We start from the raw sequence: 17,868 nt of genomic DNA, 5'->3' as shown, positions 1-17,868 counted from the left end.
GATCAGCCTCAGCGCATCTGCCCGGCCCCCGCGTACGGATGCGGGCTGAGTAGCAGGTCTCCTTCCGCGAACCGGCTCAGGCGGAAGTCCGACTCCGGCACGTGCGGCAAGCTGCTGCGCCCGTCGACCACGAGATCGGCGACCAGCTCCCCCACCGACGGGGAGATCTTGAAGCCGTGGCCGCTGAACCCGGCCGCGACGACCAGCGACCCGATCTGGGTCCGGGAGATGACCGGGTTGAAATCGGGCGTGACGTCGTAGCAGCCGGCGTACGTGGAGGTGATCGAGGCGTTCGACCAGCCGGGGAAGCGCGCGGCGACCTTCTCGACGGCCAGCTCGATGAAATCCGGCTCGGCCTGGTCGGAGTAGTCGTCGGGATCTGCCTCGTGCAGCTGCGACAGGTCGGAGTTGCCGAACAGCAGCTGCCCGCCGCTCTCCGGGCGGACGTACTGCAGCGACACGAGATCGGAGAGCACCGGCGCGTCGCCGAGGTCCTCGCCGGGGTCGATGAGCACGATCTGCTCGCGGTGCACGGTGATCGGCAGATCGATGCCGTGCGGGGCGAGGAGACCCACCGACCACGGCCCAGCGGCGACCACCACGGTGCCGGCCGAGATCGTGGAGCCGTCGGCCAGCTGCACCCCGATCGCGCGGCCGCTGTCGACGAGGACCTCGGCGACCGGCGTGCTCTGCCGGATGCGCGCACCGCCCGCGCGGGCGAGGGCGGCGAACTTCTGCGCGGTCTGGTAGGCGTCGCCGTAGCCGCCGCGCTCCTCCCACGCGAACGCCGCGAACGGCGACAGGTCGGCGGCCGGCAGCATCTCCGCGACCTCGGCGCGGTCGATGTCCTCCGTGCGCACCCCGACGGCGCGCTGGGCCGCCATCGACTTGCGCAGGGCCTCGACGTTCTCCGGCCCGACCCCGACGACGTAGCCGGCCTGCCGGAAGCCGATCTCCGCGCCGTGCTCCTCGAAGAACTCCAGCGCCTGGGTGGCCATCGCGGCCAACGAGGCCACCCCGTAGTGGCAGCGCACGATGCCCGACGACTTGCCGGTGCCGCCGGACCCCACGGTGCGGCGCTCCAGCACGGTCACGTCGGTGACGCCGCGGCGGGTGAGCGCCCAGGCGGTGGCGCAGCCCTCGAGACCACCGCCCACGATCACCACGTCGGTCGTCTCAGGCACCGGTCACCCCCGGGATCCACGAGGTGCCGGCGAGCGGCACGCGGGCCATCGCGGCGGCCTCGATGGTCACGGCGACCAGGTCCTCCGGTTCGAGGTGCTGCACGTGCGCCTTGCCGCAGGCGCGGGCGATCGTCTGCGCCTCCATCGTCAGGACGCGCAGGTAGTTCGCGAGCCGCCGGCCGCCCTCGACGGGATCGAGCCGGGCAGCGAGCTCCGGGTCCTGCGTGGTGATGCCGGCCGGATCGCGTCCGTCCTGGAAATCGTCGTAGAACCCGGCGGCCGAGCCGAGCTCGCGGTACTGCTCGTCGTAGCGGGGATCGTTGTCGCCGAGCGCGATGAGCGCAGCGGTGCCGATCGCGACGGCGTCCGCGCCGAGGGCCAGCGCCTTGGCGACGTCGGCGCCGGTGCGGATACCGCCCGAGACGATCAGCTGCACCTCGCGGTGCACGCCCATCTCCTGCAGCGCCTGGACGGCCTGCGGGATCGCGGCGAGCGTCGGGATGCCGACGTGCTCGATGAACACCTCCTGGGTGGCGGCCGTACCGCCCTGCATCCCGTCGACGACCACCACGTCCGCGCCGGCGGCGACGGCGAGCTTCACGTCGTAGTAGGTGCGCGAGGCGCCGACCTTGACGTAGATCGGCTTCTCCCAGTCGGTGATCTCGCGCAGCTCCAGGATCTTGATCGCGAGGTCGTCCGGCCCGGTCCAGTCGGGGTGCCGGCAGGCGGAGCGCTGGTCGATTCCCGGCGGCAGCGTGCGCATCTCGGCGACCCGCTCGGAGATCTTCTGCCCGAGCAGCATCCCGCCGCCGCCGGGCTTGGCGCCCTGGCCGAGCACGACCTCGATCGCGTCGGCCTTGCGCAGGTCGGTCGGGTTCATCCCGTACCGCGACGGCAGGTACTGGTAGACGAGGTACTTCGACTGGCCGCGCTCCTCGGGCGTCATGCCGCCGTCGCCGGTGGTGGTGGAGGTGCCGACCTCCGACGCACCGCGCCCGAGCGCCTCCTTGGCCTGCGCGGACAGCGCCCCGAACGACATACCGGCGATCGTCACGGGGATGTCCAGGTGCAGCGGGTACTTCGCGTACCGGGTGCCGAGGACCACGTCGGTGTCGCAGCGCTCCCGGTAGCCCTCCAGCGGGTAGCGGGACATCGAGGCGCCCAGGAAGAGCAGGTCGTCGAAGTGCGGGAGCGGGCGCTTGGCGCCCCAGCCGCGGATGTCGTACACGCCCGTCTCGGCGGCGCGCTGGATGGCCGCGATCGTCGGACGGTCGAACGTGGCCGATTCCCGAAGAGCCGGATCGATCATCAGTACTCGTTCCCCGCCGTGAAGTGGTAGAGGCGCCGCGCCGAGCCGTAGCGGCGGAAATCGGCCGGATCGGCCACCATGTCCGCCGCCGCCAGCAGCTCGGCCAGTTCCGCGGCGTGTTCGGGCCGCATCTCCTTCTCGATGCAGTCGGCACCGAGGGACTCGACCTTGCCGCGGACGTAGATGCGGGCCTCGTAGATGGAGTCGCCGAGGCTCGCGCCGGCGTCGCCGAGGACGACGAGCCGGCCGGCTTGCGCCATGAACGCCGACATCGGGCCGATGTCGCCGCCGACGACGATGTCCACGCCTTTCATCGAGATGCCGCAGCGCATCGACGCGGAGCCCTCGATCACCAGCAGCCCGCCGTGCGCGGTCGCGCCGGCCGACTGCGACGCGTCCCCGGTCACCCGGACGAGGCCGGCCATCATGTTCTCCGCGACGCCGGTGCCGGCGTTGCCGTGGATGGTGATCCGGCCGCCGTCGTTCATGCCGGCCGCGTAGTAGCCGACGTGGCCGTGGACGTCGATCGTCAAGTCGGTGGCCACCCCGGCCGCGACGGCGTGCGCGCCCTGCGGGTTGAGCACGGTGTAGCGGCGCGCGGTCGGCTCGTGCAGCTCCGCGTTCAGCGCGCGCACGGTCTGCTTCGCCAGGTCGAACACCGTGGCCGTGTCCGGCGCCGTGCCCGGGTCGACGGTGGCGGTCACAGGCGGCCTCCTTCCCGGGTCCACACGTAGACCCGCTCGGGCTCCGGCTCGAACAGCCGGGCGTCCTCGATGCCGGGCAGCTCGGCCAGCGCCCGGAACTCCGACGCCATCGCGACCCAGCGGTCGGTCTCGGCGATGATCGCGGGCTTGCAGGCGATGGCGTCGCGCACGACGGCGAACCCGTCGGCGCTCGTCACGAGCAGCGTGTAGAACCCGTCGAAGCGTTCGCACAGCAGGCGCAGCGCCTTCTCCAGGTCCTCGCCCTGCATCAGGCGGTCGGCGACGAACCGGGCACCGACCTCGGTGTCGTTCTCCGAGTCGAACACGTGGCCCGCGGCCTGCAGCTCGCGGCGGATCGTGGCGTGGTTGGCGAACGACCCGTTGTGCACCAAGCACTGGTCCGGCCCGACGGAGAACGGGTGGCAGCCCTCCGGGTTGACCGCCGACTCGGTGGCCATCCGGGTGTGGCCGAGGCCCTGCCAGCCCTGGGCGTTCGCCAGGTCGTAGACGCCGGCGAGGGTCTTCGGGTGGCCGATGCCCTTGTAGACGGCCAGATCGTCGCCGAAGCCGATCACCCGCGCCGTCGGGAGCGCCGTCCGCGCGGCCGTGACGAGCGCGTCACGATCGACGGGGGCGGCGACCACGGTGGTGACTCCGGCCTCGGTGACGACCAGCTCGGGCTCACCGGGGAGCACGGCCCGCAGTGCGGCGGCCAGCTCGTCGACCGGGGTGTCGCCGGGCAGCAGGGAGACCGCTGAGTGGCCGGGCGGCACCCGGCGGTGGTCCCCGTAGACCGCGACCCCCGCCGAATCGGGGCCGCGGTCGCCCATCTGGCACAACATGGTCTCCAGCAGCGCACCGAGCCGTGGGTACAGCTCGGGATCACGCAGGTGGAGCCCGACGATCCCGCACACGGGCCGTTCTCCTCTCGGTGACGAAGACGGGACGGAGGACGAGGTAGGGTCCGCCTCGGAAGAGCCTCAGAAGGCGGTGAGGTAGCGGTCGTGCTCCCACGGGCCGACCGTGCTGTGCCACTCCAGGAACTCCTCGCGCTTGAGCGCGGCGAAGTACTCCGCCACTCCCGGGCCCGCTGCGTCGAGCGCCCCGGTGACGACCGGGTCGGCGACGAACGCGTCGATGGCGTGCAGCAGGGTGGGCGGCAGGTCGGGGCGGCGGACGGCGTCCGCGCCGTTGCCGGGCGCGCCCGGGTCGATGCCGCGGGCGATCCCGTCGAGGCCCGCGGTGAGCGTCGCGGCGAGCGCGAGGTACGGGTTGGCGGACCCGTCGCCGCCGCGCAGCTCGATCCGGTTGTGGTCGGGGATGCGCACGAAGTGGGTGCGGTCGTTGCCGCCGTAGGTGGCCCGGTGCGGCGACCAGGTCGCGCCGGAGCGGGTCGAGGTGGCGCCCGTGCGCTTGTAGGAGTTGACGGTCGGAGCCAGCACCGCCTGCAGGCCGGGCGCGTGGTCGAGCACGCCGCCGAGGAACTCGTAGGCCAGCCGGGACAGCCCGAAGCCCCAGTCGTCCGGGCCGTCGCCGTTCGCGGGGAAGCGGGCGGCGCCGTCGCTCCACAGCGACAGGTGCAGGTGCATGCCGGAGCCGGTGCGGTCGGCGAACGGCTTCGGCATGAAGGTCGCGATCATGCCGCGCTGCTCGGCCAGCACCGAGATCAGGTAGCGGGCGGTGATCACGCGATCGGCCGTGGTCAGTGCGTCGGCGAAGGTGAAGTTCTGCTCGAACTGGCCGTTGGCGTCCTCGTGGTCGTTGGCGTAGTTGCCCCAGCCCAGCGCGTTCATCGCCGCGGAGACGCCCGTCAGGTGGTCGTACATGCGGGTCAGGCCACGGGCGTCGTAGCAGGGGCGGGGCTCGACGTCGCGGGCGTCGGCCGGGGTGAGCGTGCCGTCGGGGGCGCGGGAGACCAGGAAGTACTCGACCTCGGCGCCCGCGAACAGCTCCAATCCCTGCTCGGCCGCCTTCTCGATCGCGGCCTTGAGGATCACGCGCGGTGCGAACGGCCACGGTCTGCCGTCGACGTGCGGATCGCAGTGCACCAGCGCGAGATCGGGCCGGACCCAGGGCAGCGGGGTGTAGCTGTCGGGATCGGGGATGGCGATCAGGTCGGGATCGCTGGGCTGCTGGCCGATCGCACCGACCGCGTACCCGGCGAACCCGACACCCTCGTGCTGCAGCTCAGCCGCGGCTTCGACGGGCACGAGCTTCGCGCACGGCTTGCCGTTGAGGTCGACGAACAAGGCGAGGAGGAAGCGGACGCCGTCCTCCTGGGCGCGGGCCTTGAGGTCGGCCGGACGCGAAGCGGCGACGGGGCTGGGCGACAAGTCGAGGGACATACCTGCTGGCTCCTTGCGTGTGGCGCATGAGCGCATCCAGTCGAACCATGCGTGTCTCGACAGGAAACGGTATCTCCCTGGACGATACTTCAGTGTGAGAAGTGCGTGAAGCTCTGTTACGGATGGGTTGCCTGACGCGCGGCTCGTCCCGGTGCGAGATCCAGCCTCGGCAGCCGATCTACCCTGGGAGGATGTCCGCCGTGAACGACTCGCCCGCCGACCACGGCCCCGCCGCGCGCGAGGTCGCCAACGCGGCGCCCACGGCGGGCCGGCTGGAGCGGGCGATCGGCGCGCAGGTCCGCAGGCTCCGCCTGGCGGCCGGGATGTCACTGGCCGATCTCGCGATGCTCACCGGCATCTCCAAGCCGATGCTCTCGAAGATCGAGAACGCGCAGACGTCCTGCAGCCTGACGACGCTGGCCACCCTCGCCGACTGCCTCGACGTGCCGGTCACCTCGCTCTTCCGCGACGCCGACATCCCCCGCGAAGCCGTGTTCACCCCGGCTGGGCAGGGCGCGCGCATCGTCGCCAGGGGCACCCGGGTCGGCCACGACTACACGCTGCTCGGCGCGCTCCGCGGCCCCCACAAGCGCATGGAGGCCCACCTCGTCACGCTGAGCGAGCGCAGCGAGGAGTTCCCGCTCTTCCAGCACCCGGGGACCGAGCTGCTCTACATGCTGGAGGGCGAGATGGTCTACGGCCACGGCGACTCCAGCTACCGCATGCGCCCGGGGGACGCGCTGCAGCTCGACGGGGAAGGCCCGCACGGACCGCGGGAGCTGGTGGAGCTGCCGATCCGGTTCTTGTCGGTCGTGGCCTACGGGGAGTTCCGCGAGTAGTCCTTCGCGGCCTCCGCCACCGTCGCGTCCACCGCCTCCGGCGCGTACACGGCCGCGACGACGAGCCGGGCCAGCCCGGTCACCGTCGCCACCGGGCCCAGCACCCCGCCCGTCACCTGCGGCCGGGCGCGCTCAGCGACCGTGTCGTGGATACGGGCGCGCACCCGGTCCACCACGAGCGGGAGCGGCCCGAGCGCGCCGCCGAGGACGAGCCGGTGCGGGTTGACCGTCGTGACGGTCGCGGCGAGGGCGGCACCCAGCACGTCGGCGGCCTCGGCCAGCGCCGCGGCGACCTCCCGGTCGCCGCGGTGAGCCGCGGTCACCAGGTCGGTGAGCGTGCCGCCGAGCCGCTGAAGCAGCGCCCGGCCCGACGAGTAGGCGGCCAGGCAGCCGCGCCGGCCGCAGCGGCACTGCGGTCCGGAGCGGGGGCCGGACTGCGGCCCGACGCGCACGTGCCCGATGTCGCCGGCGAGACCGGCCGCACCGCGCAGCACCTCGCCGCCGACGACGATGCCGCAGCCGATGCCCATCGACAGCTTGACGTAGACGAGCGTCTCGCCGGGTCCGGCGCTCTCCCCCACCGCGCCGGCCCGGGCGTCGTTCTCCACGACGACCGGCACCGCCCAGCGGCGGCGCACGGCGACCAGGACCGCGTCGGGCGGCCAGCCGGGGATCGTCGTGGGGTGCACGACCCGGCCGGTCACGGGATCGACGGCCGACGGCACACCGACCCCGACACCGACGAGCCGTTCCCCCCGACCGGCGGCCAGCAGCTCCGCACCGGTGTCGAGGACGGCGTCGAGCACTCCGGGATCGGCGATGCGGATCTCGGCGGAGCGGCTGCGCAGTTCGTTGCCCGCGAGGTCGAGCACGGCGACGCGGGCGTGCGTCTGCCCGAGATCGGCGGCGAGCACCACGCGGCCGCGGTCGTCGAACCGCACCCGCCGCGCGGGCCGCCCGCCGGTCGGGGCGAGCGCCTCGGCCTCGTAGACGTAGCCGAGCCGGGTCAGCGCCTCCAGCCGGGAGACGAGCGTGCCGCGGGACATACCGGTCATCTCGAGCATCTGCTGGCGCGAGAGCCCGCCGTGCTCGCGCACCAACGCGAGCAAGCCGCCGTGGCTCGTCACCCGCACGTGGTTGACGGTAACCCCTTTTGTCTTCATAGTGAACAGAAGGGTCCATCGGACGACATCGCGAGGAAACATGCGCGTAACACAGCCCACACGGCGCGCGTTCCTCGGCGGTCTGCTCACCACCCCACTGCTGGCGGCGTGCGCCGGCTTCGACACCAGCGGCGCGGCCTCCCCCGGCACCGTCGGCTTCCTCTCCACGCAGTTCGCGCCGGTCGAAGAGCGTCAGCGCTACGAGCAGGTGCTCAGCCGGCTGCCGGTCCCGGTGGCCTACAACCCGGTCGACGCCGGGGTCTTCCGCACCACGATCGACAGCCAGACCGCGGCCGGGCAGGTGCAGGTCGGCATGGTCGGCGGGCTGCACGGCGACCTGGCCCCGATCGCCGAGCACCTGGCGGACGTCGAGAGCCTGCTGGCCGATCTGGCCCCCGCCGGGTTCGCCCCGGAGCTCGTGCAGCTGGCCCGGTTCGGCGGCGGCGCGGCCAAGTACGTGCCGTGGATGCAGGCCACCTACGTGCTCGCCGTCCACCAGCGGGCGCTGGAGTGGCTGCCGCCGGGCGTCGATCCCGAGGCACTCGACTACGACGGGTTCCTGCGCTGGATGCAGGCAGGCGCCGCCGGGAACGGCGCACCGATCTTCGGCCTGCCCGCTGGGCCCCGCGGGCTGCACCACCGCTTCCACCAGGGCTACCTGCTGCCCAGCTTCACCGGCGGCCAGATCACCGCGTTCACCTCCGCCGACGCGGTCGGCGCGTGGGAGTACCTGCGCGAGCTGTGGCAGGTGACCGCCCCGGCGTCCACCAACTACGCGTTCATGCAGGAACCACTGGCCCGCGGCGAGGTGCTGGTCGCGTGGGACCACGTGGCCCGGCTGATCGGCGCCGTCGGCGACCGGCCCGCCGACTGGCTGATGGTGCCGGCGCCGCGCGGACCGAAGGGGCTGGGCTACATGCTGATCGTGGCCGGCGTGGGGCTGCCGGTCGGTGGGCCGGAGCGGGAGAAGGCCGAGATCGCGGTCCGCGGCATGGCCAGCGCCCCGATGCAGATCGAGACCCTGCGCAACAACGCGTTCTTCCCGGTCACCTCGATCGAGCTGCCCGCCGACCTGCCCGCCGGCGTCGCGCTGGAGGCGCGAGCGGTCAAGGCGCAGAACAGCGCCGACGACGCCGTGCTGGCGCTGCCGCCGGTCGGGGTCGGCGCCCACGACGGGCAGGTCTCGCAGGTGTTCAAGGACTGCTTCACCCAGATCTGCCTCGACGGCCGGCCGGCGCGCCAGGTCGTCGACGCCCAGGCGCGGGTGCTGTCCGGGCTGCTGGCCGAGTTGAACGTTCCGTGCTGGGCACCCGATCCCCCGAACGCGGTCTGCGAGGTGGGCTGATGCCCGGGCCGACGGCAGGGCGGGCGACGGGGTCGGCCCCGTCCCGGATCCCGTCAGTGGTGTGGCTGGTCGGGCCGTCGGTGCTGCTCATGGCGCTGCTGTTCGGCTGGCCGATGATCGCGGGCATCGTGCAGGCCTTCGCCGGGCCGGAGGGGTTCACCCTCGCCCACGTCGAGCGCATGGTCGCCGACCCGTACTTCTGGCCGTCGGTCCGCAACACCCTGCTGCTGATCGTGGTGCTGATCCCCCTGCAGTTCGCGCTGGCGCTCGCGATGGCGCTGCTGCTGCGGACGAACCCGCGGTTCGGCGGCCTCTACTTCTACGTGTGGGCGATCCCGCTCGCCGTCTCCGACCTGGCGGCCGGGCTGGTGTGGCTCGCGGTGCTCACCGACCGCGGCTACCTCAACTCCGTGCTGGCCGGGCTGGGCCTGACCCCCGTCCCGTGGCTGGCGTTCGACAACCCGGTGTCGCTGTTCGTCGCGGTGCTGGTCGCCGAGCTGTGGCGGGCCACGGCACTGGTGCTCGTGATCGTCGTGGCTGGACTGCAGGGCATCCCGAAGGACTACGAGGAGGCGGCCGCGGTGTTCGGAGCCGGCCCGTGGCAGCGGCTGCGGCACGTCCTGCTGCCGCTGCTGCGGCCGAGCCTGCAGGTGGCGCTGATCCTGCGCACGATCCTGGCGTTCCAGACCTTCGCGGTGGCCCAGGCGCTCACCGGGCAGAACTTCCCGCTGCTGGTCGGGGAGACCTACCGCTGGTACACGATCCTGCAGAACGAGAACGTCGCCGCCGCGCTGGCGCTCGTCGTGCTCCTGCTGTCGATGCTCACCTCGGTGATCTACCTGCGCACCCTCCGACAGGCGCAGACATGACGAAGTCCCTCGACACCGGCGTCCCGGCCGGCACCGAGCCCACCGCGAGCGGCCCGGCCGACGTCGACCGCGCCCCGCTGCGCCGCCACCGGCGCAACCGCGCGCTGATCCAGCTCGGCTGCATCGCCGTCACGCTGTTCATGGCCCTGCCGCTCTACCTGGTGGCGCTGGCCGCGTTCACGTCGCGTTCGGCGCTCGACCGGTTCCCGCTGTCGCTCCTGCCCACCGATCTGTCCACCGAGACGATCGGCCGGTTCCTCGCCTCCACCGGGATCCTCGCGTCGCTGGGCAACTCGCTCATCGTCGGGTTCGGGGCGCTGGTGCTCTCCACCGTCGTCGGCGTGCCCGCCGCGTACGCGCTGGCCCGCTACGCGTTCCGCGGCAAGGACTCCTACCAGCTGTTCCTGCTGTTCACCCGGGCTCTGCCGATCGTCGTGCTGTCGGTGCCGCTGGCGCAGCTGTTCCTGTCCGCCGGGATCTACGACACCACCTACGCGGTGATCCTGCTGCACGGTGCGCTCGCGCTGCCCACCACGATCCTCATCACCGCGAGCGTGTTCGTGTCGGTGCCGGTCGACGTGGAGGAGGCCGCGCGGGTGTTCGGTTGCACGCCGGCGCAGGCGTTCCGGCACGTCGTCGCACCGATGGCGCTGCCCGGCATCGCCGCCGCGTCGATCTTCACGTTCGTGCTGAGCTGGAACGAGGTGCTGGGCGCCTCGATCCTCACGCTCAACCGCCGCACGCTGCCCGCCCAGGTGCTCACGTCGCTGAACGAGTCGCCGCTGGCCTACCGGTTCGCCGGCGGGTTCGCGCTGGTGGTGCCGGCGCTGCTGTTCATCGCGGTGATGCGCCGCTGGCTGACCAACATGTGGGGGACGACGATCAGGTGATGGGGCATGGCTGAGATCCGCATGGAGGGCCTGGTCAAGACGTACCCGGGCGGCACCGAACGGGCCACCGACGACGTGTCCCTCGACGTGGCCGACGGCGAGTTCGTGGTACTGCTCGGCCCGTCCGGCTGCGGCAAGACCACGCTGCTGCGCATGCTGGCCGGGCTGGAGTTCCCGGACGCCGGGAAGATCACCATCGGCGGCGAGGACGTCACCTACCGGGCACCGCAGGACCGGAACCTGTCGATGGTGTTCCAGTCGTACGCGGTGTTCCCGCACCGCACGGTGCGCGCCAACATCGGCTTCGGCCTGGCCATGCGCAAGGTCCCGGCCGCCCAGATCGCGCAGAAGGTCGCGTGGGCGGCGGAGCTGCTGCAGCTCACCCCGTACCTGGACCGCTACCCGGCCAAGCTCTCCGGCGGCCAGCGCCAGCGCGTGGCGGTCGCGCGCGCCATCGTCATGGACGCCGACGTGCTGCTCATGGACGAGCCGCTGTCCAACCTCGACGCGCTGCTGCGGCTGTCGTTCCGCGCCGAGCTGAAGAAGATCGTGCAGGACCTGGGCACCACCACCGTCTACGTCACGCACGACCAGGGCGAGGCGCTCTCCCTCGGCGACCGGGTGGCGGTGATGCGCACGGGGCGGATCGTGCAGCTCGGCGATCCGCTCGAGGTCTACGACCGGCCGGCCGACACGTTTGTCGGCGGCTTCCTCGGCTCGCCCCCGATGAACTTCCTGCCCGCCACCGTGCACGACGGGCAGCTGTCGGTCGCCGGCCACGCCCGGCCCGCACCCGCCCACCTGCAGGGCCACTCCGGCGACCTGGTGGTGGGCGTGCGCGCCGAGCACATCGGCATCAGCGGCATCAACGACACCGACGGCACCAACGGGATCGAGGCCCGCGTCGACGTCGTCGAACCCACCGGGTCCGCGGTCCTGCTGACCACCAGCGTCGGCGCCGGCCCCGGCCCGGCCGTCCTCAAGGTCTCGGCCCCACCCACGTTCCGGGCCCGCCCCGGTGACACCGTCCGGCTCGACCTGGCGCCGGACGCGCTCCGCTACTACGACGCAGAAACGCAGTTGGCACTCGAACCATGAGCTCCGCACCGTCCGCCCCGGCCACCGTCACCGACGCCCAGATCCGCAGCGCTGCCATCGACGTCCTGCGCCGCAACGACCTCGGCGGGATGACCGCCGCCGCCCCCGATCTCTACCCGCACCAGTGGAGCTGGGACGCTGCGTTCGTCGCGATCGGGCTCGCCCGCATCGACGTGCCCCGCGCGGTGACCGAACTGGACACCCTCCTCGGGGCCCAGTGGCGCACCGGGATGATCCCGCACATCCGCTTCGCCGCGCAGGGCGGCGACTACTTCCCCGGGCCGCAGCGCTGGGGCCGTGCCCCCGCGATGCCCGACGGCGTGTGGACCAGCGGCATCACGCAGCCGCCGGTGCACGCGATCGCGCTGCGGCACATCCTCGACCGGGGCCGGGAGAACGGCGGGCACGACCAGCAGATCGCCGAGGAGTTCGCGGCGGCGACGTTCGACCGGTGGCTCGCCTGGCACCGCTGGCTGGCTACGGCGCGCGATCCCGAGGGGGTCGGGCTGGTCGAGATCCACCACGGCTGGGAGTCGGGATTCGACAACTCCCCGCGCTGGGACGGCCCGTACTCACGGGTCGTGCCCGGGCCGGTGCCGCCGTTCGAGCGCCGCGACACCGCGCACGTCGCCGATCTGGCCGAGCGGCCCAGCGACGACGAGTACCGGCGCTACCTGTGGCTGCTGGAGCAGAAGCGCTCCGTCGGCTACGACGACGCCGCGATCCTGCCGATCGCCGCGTTCCGCGTCCGTGACGTGTTCTTCTCCGCGATCCTCGCGGCCGCGAGCGATGTGCTCGCCGGAATCGGTGAGGAGCTGGGCCGGCTGCCCGAGGCCGCGGAGCTGCGCGCGCTGGCCCGCCGGTTCCGCGCCGGCGTCACCTCGACGATCGACCCGATCACCGGGCTCGCCCGCGACCAGGACGTGCTGACCGGCAAGTGGATCGCCAAGGAGACGATCGCCGGGTTCGCCCCGCTCATCAGCGGCGGGTTCCCGGACCTGCTCGCCCGGCAGAGCCGGATCATCCGCGGCCGCCGCTGGATGGGCCACCCCGGCCTCGCTCACCCGCTGCCGTCGTCGACGTCCCCGGCCAGCCCCGACTTCCGCCCGTGCACGTACTGGCGCGGCCCGGTGTGGCCGTTCCTCATGGTGCTGTTCGCCTGGGCGGCCACCCGCGACGGTGATCTCGTGCTCGCCAAGGAGCTGCGCGGGGCGTCGCTGGACCAGCTGTCCGATCTGACCTTCGCCGAGTACTACGAGCCGTTCACCGGTGCCCCGCTGGGCAGCCGCGCCCAGTCGTGGACGGCTGCTGCGGCGCTGGAATGGCTCGGTTCCGCCTGACGGCGGTACACATCGTGGAACTTCGTGGAACTTCGGACGGGACACGCAATCCGCACGTAACGCCGAGGCGGTGCACGGGGAGTGAGCAGGAGCGCGGTACACCCTCCCGTACCGCGTAGCGGCAGCGCCCGCCCGTGCCCTGGCCGGGCGCTGCCGTGCCCACCCCGGCGTCCTCCCGACACCGGTACAGGTGACATCGACGATTACCGGGGTGTTGTTAGCACGCGGCGTGATCCACCCAGGCTCTGCAGGAAGACGCCGCCGCTGCCGCTGCACGACGGGAAACCCGCTTCCCGGCAGCTCCCCACGGGCGCAGGATGAGCGCGGTGCAGCCCTTCGACGCAACCACCGCGCTCGGTGACGAAGCAGCCGGGCCCGATGAACTCGAGCGAGTTCCCGGTGCCAACGGCGAGCTCGTCCTCCGCCGCCGCGGTCCGCACCACGAGATCATCGCGAACGGGGTGTTCCTCATGGACACCTCCGACGGCCGGTCCGAGCGCCTGCTCGTCACCGCCGCGGCCGCGCGGATGCCGGAGCGCGGGCGGTTGCTGCTCGGCGGGCTCGGCGTGGGGTTCTCGCTGACCGCTGCTCTGGCCGAGCCGCGGGTGCGGGAGGTGCACGTCGTCGAGGTGGAGCCGGCTGTGGTGCGCTGGAACCGGGGCCCGCTGGCCGTCCACCACGGCGACGCGCTCGCGGATCCGCGGGTGACCGTCCACGTCGCCGACGTCGCGGACGTGCTGGCCGAAGCGGAGCCGGGCGAGTTCGACGCGGTCTGCCTCGACGTCGACAACGGCCCGGACTGGGTCGTCGTACCGGCGAACGCCCGGCTCTACGACCCGCCGGGGGTCGCGGCGGCGCTGCGTGTCCTCGCTCCCGGCGGGGTGCTGGCGTTCTGGAGCGCGCACCGGGCCGACGGGTTGGTGGGGCTGCTGGGCGAACAGCTCGTGGACGTCGAGGTGCGTGAGGTGCCGGTGCCGCGCGGCGAGCCGGATGTGGTCGTGCTCGGCAGCGTGCCTGCCTAGGCGACGGCCACCCGGCGGCGCGCCGGCCGCGGCCGGGGTGTGCACTCCTTGGTCACCTGGGCGAGGTGCTGGTGGACCAGCACGCGACGGCATCGGAGATGCCCGGCGTCGGTGGCCGGGAACAGCGGTCCGCGCCAGCCGCACGAACACGCCGGTGCGTAGGCGGTGAAGGTGCGCTCCGCACAGCGCAGCACGTCCGTGTAGCGGTCACTGAACGCACCGTTGCGGTAACGCCCTGCGACAAAGCCCAGGTGAGAGCTGCCTGCCCTGAACAGCATCTGCTCATGATGCACATCGCGGGCGATCGCGCAACGATCTCCGCCGCCCGGCGCGTCGATCGCTGCACAGCGTTCACACAAGCGTTCACACACACGTTCGCAGAACGGTCCGCGCAACGGTTCGCAAGAGGTTCCCGCAACGGCCCCGATCCGTGTGACGTGGCCGGTACTCCCACGTTCTCGGGATCGATAAGGACCGTCCGGCTGGTCCCGGCGCGGCGAAGATGCCCTTACCGTCCAGCATCTCTACCGGTCAGACCCAGGAGGTCCGGTTGGCCACCCCCCGTCCCGCCCAGCTGGTGTACGACTTCGCCGACGGCAGTCGCGACATGGTGGATCTGCTCGGCGGAAAGGGCGCGAACCTCGCCGAGATGACCCGCCTCGGCCTGCCCGTCCCACCCGGTTTCACGATCACCACCGAGGCCTGCCGCCACTACCTCGCGCAGGGCGAGGAGCCCCAGTCGCTGCGCGTGCAGGTCACGATGGCGCTGCGGCGCCTGGAGGACAAGCTCGGCCGCCGCCTCGGCGACGTGCAGGACCCGCTGCTGGTCTCGGTGCGTTCCGGGGCGAAGTTCTCGATGCCCGGGATGATGGAGACCGTCCTGAACGTCGGGCTCAACGACTACTCCGTGAAGGGCCTCGCGGAGGCCGCGAACGACGAGCGCTTCGCCTGGGACTCCTACCGGCGGCTGGTGCAGATGTTCGGCAAGACCGTGCTGGGCATCCCCGGCGAGCGGTTCGAGGACGAGCTGGAGGCGACCAAGCAGCGCGCCGGCGCGGCGTCCGACGTCGAGCTGCCCGTGGACGCGCTGCGCGAGCTGGTGGAGACGTTCAAGGCGATCGTCGCCGAGCACACCGGCCGGGAGTTCCCGCAGGACCCGCGCGAGCAGCTGGACATGGCGATGCGGGCGGTGTTCGACTCGTGGAACACCGAGCGCGCCCGGCTCTACCGGCGCCGCGAGCGCATCCCGCACGACCTGGGCACCGCGGTCAACGTGTGCGCGATGGTGTTCGGCAACATGGGCGAGACCTCCGGCACCGGGGTCTGCTTCACCCGCGACCCCGCCACCGGCAAGCCCGGCGCGTACGGTGACTACCTGGTCAACGCCCAGGGTGAGGACGTCGTGGCGGGCATCCGCAACACCCTGTCGCTGGAGGACTTCGCCCGGCTGGACCCGGCCTCGCACGCCGAGCTGGTGCAGATCATGCGCCGGCTGGAGACGCACTACCGCGACCTGTGCGACATCGAGTTCACCGTCGAGCGCGGCAAGCTGTGGATGCTGCAGACCCGCGTGGGCAAGCGCACGGCCGCGGCCGCGTTCCGCATCGCCACCCAGCTCATGGACGAGCGGGTGATCACCCCCGACGAGGCGCTGTCCCGCGTCACCGGCGCTCAGCTGGGTCAGCTGCTGTTCCCGCAGTTCGATCCGACCGCCGAGCGCGAGCTGCTGACGAAGGGCATGGCCGCGTCGCCGGGCGCGGCGTCCGGGAAGCTGGTGTTCTCCTCCCCCACCGCGGTGGAGTGGGCCGCCCGCGGTGAGCAGGTCATCCTCTGCCGCCGCGAGACCACCCCCGACGACCTGCCGGGCATGGTCGCGGCCACCGGAGTGCTCACCAGCCGGGGCGGCAAGACCAGCCACGCCGCCGTCGTCGCCCGCGGTATGGGCCGCACCTGCGTCTGCGGCGCCGAGGAGCTCGACGTCGACGTGGCCGCGAGGACCGTCACCGTGCGCGGGCGGGTCCTGCGCGAGGGTGACGTGATCTCCATCGACGGCGCCACCGGCGAGGTGTTCGCCGGGCAGCTGCCGGTCGTGGCGTCCCCGGTCGTGAACTACCTGGAGAACGGGCTGGAAGCCGCGCTCGCCGAGGCCGACGAGGAGACCGCCGAGCTGGTGCGCTCGGTGGACCGCGTGCTGCGGCACGCCGACCGCACCCGCAGGCTGCGGGTGCGCGCCAACGCGGACACCGCCGAGGACGCCGCCCGCGCCCGCCGCATGGGTGCGGAGGGCATCGGCCTGTGCCGCACCGAGCACATGTTCCTGGGCGATCGCCGGGTGCTCATCGAGCGCCTGGTCCTGGCCGAGACCGCCGATGAGCAGGAGCAGGTGCTGGCCGAGCTGCTGCCGCTGCAGCGCGCCGACTTCGTCGAGCTGCTCGAGGCGATGGACGGGCTGCCGGTGACGATCCGGCTGCTGGACCCGCCGCTGCACGAGTTCCTGCCCGACCGCACCGCGCTCGCCGTCAAGATCGCCCGCGGCGAGGGCGAGGAAGGCGACGAGCGACTGCTCGCGGCCGTCGAACGGCTGCACGAGGCCAACCCGATGCTCGGCCTGCGCGGGGTGCGGCTGGGGCTGCTCGTGCCCGGGCTGTACGCGATGCAGGTCCGCGCGATCGCCGAGGCGGCCGCCGAGCGCAGGACCGCGGGCGGGGATCCGCGCGTGGAGATCATGGTGCCGCTGGTGGGCTCGGTGATGGAGCTGCACCTCATCCGCGACGAGATCGACGGGATCATCGCCGGCATCGAGGAGGCCGCCGGCGTGCAGCTGGCCATCCCGATCGGCACGATGATCGAGCTGCCGAGGGCGGCGCTCACCGCGCGCCGGATCGCCGAGGCCGCCGAGTTCTTCTCCTTCGGCACCAACGACCTCACCCAGACCACGTGGGGCTTCTCCCGCGACGACGTAGAGGCGTCGATCTTCGCCGCGTACCTGGAGAAGGGAGTGTTCACGGTGTCGCCGTTCGAGTCGCTCGACCGCGACGGCGTCGGCGCGCTGATCCGCACCGCGGTCGCAGCGGGTCGGGAGACGCGTACGGACCTCAAGCTCGGCGTGTGCGGTGAGCACGGCGGCGACCCGGACTCGGTGCACTTCTTCCACGACGCGGGGCTCGACTACGTCTCCTGCTCGCCGTTCCGGGTGCCGGTGGCGCGGCTGGAGGCGGGCCGGGCGGCCGTGCACACGGAAGCGGGGGGTCACCTGTAGCCCTGCGGGCCGGGAGGCGCGAAGATGCACGTGCGCGCCCGGACCGCCCCGTCACCCGCCGGGGCGGTTGAGCCCCCGCCGCAGCGGGCACTCCCGGGGCAGATCGGGGGACGGCACCAGGGGAGGACCACGATGCTGAGCGAGCGTGAGCGGCGCGCGCTGGAGGAGATCGCCGCGCACATGGAGCACGAGGACCCCGAGTTCTGCCGGAAGCTCGCCGAGCCGCTGGAGGACGCCGCCCGGGCCCGCAGGCGGAGGTGGACGGTCCTCGCCGGCGCCGGGATCGGAGTCGGGTTCCTCGCGGCCGTGGTGGGGGTGCTGGCGATGAACCTCCTGCTGGTCTTCGTCGGCTGCCTGGTGGCGGCGACGAGCTGGGGCGCCATCGCGGTGCTGCACCACGCGCTTCCAGCGGACGACGGCGTACCCCCGACCGGCTGGACATGGGCCTGACCCGGCTGGCGGTCCCAGGCGTGGGAGGGCCGGCCGCCGGGTAGGCAGCCT

16 protein-coding genes are annotated in these 17,868 nt (G+C 72.6%); 9 read left to right on the top strand and 7 right to left on the bottom strand.

Features of this window, described 5'->3' with window-relative positions:
• Positions 1-8: 8 nt before the first annotated feature.
• The 5 genes from BUE41_RS03770 to glnT all read right to left on the bottom strand — a co-directional run bounded on the left by BUE41_RS03770 (position 9) and on the right by glnT (position 5,542).
• On the bottom strand, positions 9-1,184 hold the full coding sequence (locus BUE41_RS03770) for an NAD(P)/FAD-dependent oxidoreductase (protein ID WP_073455418.1): 1,176 nt from the start codon (positions 1,182-1,184) through the stop codon (positions 9-11).
• Entirely contained in the window at positions 1,177-2,493 is a 1,317-nt protein-coding gene (locus BUE41_RS03765) for an FMN-binding glutamate synthase family protein (RefSeq protein ID WP_073455417.1), read from the bottom strand. The genes BUE41_RS03770 and BUE41_RS03765 overlap by 8 nt, the downstream gene beginning before the upstream one ends.
• A complete protein-coding gene (locus BUE41_RS03760; protein WP_073455416.1) occupies positions 2,493-3,197 on the bottom strand; it encodes a GltB/FmdC/FwdC-like GXGXG domain-containing protein in 705 nt (234 codons plus the stop codon). Before BUE41_RS03760 ends, BUE41_RS03765 begins: the two co-directional genes overlap by 1 nt.
• A complete protein-coding gene (locus BUE41_RS03755; RefSeq protein WP_073455415.1) occupies positions 3,194-4,111 on the bottom strand; it encodes a glutamine amidotransferase in 918 nt (305 codons plus the stop codon). Before BUE41_RS03755 ends, BUE41_RS03760 begins: the two co-directional genes overlap by 4 nt.
• A gap of 66 nt (positions 4,112-4,177) precedes the next feature.
• Positions 4,178-5,542 (bottom strand): type III glutamate--ammonia ligase, encoded by a 1,365-nt coding sequence (glnT, locus tag BUE41_RS03750; protein ID WP_084754321.1) that lies wholly within the window; start codon positions 5,540-5,542, stop codon positions 4,178-4,180.
• A 191-nt stretch (positions 5,543-5,733) separates the two neighbouring features.
• On the opposite strand from glnT, the gene BUE41_RS03745 reads away from it, so the two are divergent.
• Positions 5,734-6,381 (top strand): helix-turn-helix domain-containing protein, encoded by a 648-nt coding sequence (locus tag BUE41_RS03745; protein WP_073455413.1) that lies wholly within the window; start codon positions 5,734-5,736, stop codon positions 6,379-6,381.
• On the opposite strand, the gene BUE41_RS03740 is transcribed toward BUE41_RS03745, so the two are convergent.
• Entirely contained in the window at positions 6,360-7,514 is a 1,155-nt protein-coding gene (locus BUE41_RS03740; protein WP_159444850.1) for an ROK family transcriptional regulator, read from the bottom strand. The genes BUE41_RS03745 and BUE41_RS03740 overlap by 22 nt on opposite strands.
• A 70-nt stretch (positions 7,515-7,584) precedes the next feature.
• Between BUE41_RS03740 and BUE41_RS03735 the strand changes: the two genes are divergently transcribed.
• The 6 genes from BUE41_RS03735 to BUE41_RS03710 all read left to right on the top strand — a co-directional run bounded on the left by BUE41_RS03735 (position 7,585) and on the right by BUE41_RS03710 (position 14,108).
• Positions 7,585-8,889, top strand: coding sequence for an extracellular solute-binding protein (locus BUE41_RS03735; RefSeq protein WP_073455411.1), 1,305 nt, complete (start codon positions 7,585-7,587; stop codon positions 8,887-8,889).
• Entirely contained in the window at positions 8,889-9,758 is an 870-nt protein-coding gene (locus BUE41_RS03730) for a carbohydrate ABC transporter permease (RefSeq protein WP_073455410.1), read from the top strand. The genes BUE41_RS03735 and BUE41_RS03730 overlap by 1 nt, the downstream gene beginning before the upstream one ends.
• On the top strand, positions 9,755-10,648 hold the full coding sequence (locus BUE41_RS03725; RefSeq protein WP_073455409.1) for a carbohydrate ABC transporter permease: 894 nt from the start codon (positions 9,755-9,757) through the stop codon (positions 10,646-10,648). Before BUE41_RS03730 ends, BUE41_RS03725 begins: the two co-directional genes overlap by 4 nt.
• A 6-nt stretch (positions 10,649-10,654) precedes the next feature.
• Positions 10,655-11,746, top strand: coding sequence for an ABC transporter ATP-binding protein (locus BUE41_RS03720; RefSeq protein WP_073455408.1), 1,092 nt, complete (start codon positions 10,655-10,657; stop codon positions 11,744-11,746).
• Positions 11,743-13,086: a glucosylglycerate hydrolase gene (gene ggh, locus BUE41_RS03715; RefSeq protein ID WP_073455407.1), complete on the top strand. Its 1,344-nt coding sequence runs from the start codon at positions 11,743-11,745 to the stop codon at positions 13,084-13,086. The genes BUE41_RS03720 and ggh overlap by 4 nt, the downstream gene beginning before the upstream one ends.
• Before the next feature lie 317 nt (positions 13,087-13,403).
• Positions 13,404-14,108 carry a spermine/spermidine synthase domain-containing protein gene (locus tag BUE41_RS03710; RefSeq protein ID WP_073455406.1) on the top strand — a complete coding sequence of 235 codons (705 nt, stop codon included), beginning with the start codon at positions 13,404-13,406 and terminating at the stop codon, positions 14,106-14,108.
• Here BUE41_RS03710 and BUE41_RS03705 read toward each other — a convergent pair.
• Positions 14,105-14,386 carry a hypothetical protein gene (locus BUE41_RS03705; RefSeq protein WP_143171953.1) on the bottom strand — a complete coding sequence of 94 codons (282 nt, stop codon included), beginning with the start codon at positions 14,384-14,386 and terminating at the stop codon, positions 14,105-14,107. The two genes, BUE41_RS03710 and BUE41_RS03705, sit on opposite strands and share 4 nt — an antisense overlap.
• Before the next feature lie 272 nt (positions 14,387-14,658).
• Here BUE41_RS03705 and ppdK point away from each other — a divergent pair, with 272 nt between their 5' ends.
• Entirely contained in the window at positions 14,659-17,367 is a 2,709-nt protein-coding gene (ppdK, locus tag BUE41_RS03700) for a pyruvate, phosphate dikinase (protein WP_073455404.1), read from the top strand.
• 132 nt (positions 17,368-17,499) lie between these two features.
• Positions 17,500-17,817 (top strand): DUF3040 domain-containing protein, encoded by a 318-nt coding sequence (locus BUE41_RS03695; RefSeq protein ID WP_073455403.1) that lies wholly within the window; start codon positions 17,500-17,502, stop codon positions 17,815-17,817.
• Positions 17,818-17,868: the final 51 nt, after the last annotated feature.

The organism is Pseudonocardia thermophila (genome assembly GCF_900142365.1).
In the GTDB taxonomy this organism is placed as follows: domain Bacteria; phylum Actinomycetota; class Actinomycetes; order Mycobacteriales; family Pseudonocardiaceae; genus Pseudonocardia; species Pseudonocardia thermophila.
Note: the sequence above shows the minus strand (reverse complement) of the source record. Positions and strands in the feature narration are given on the sequence as shown.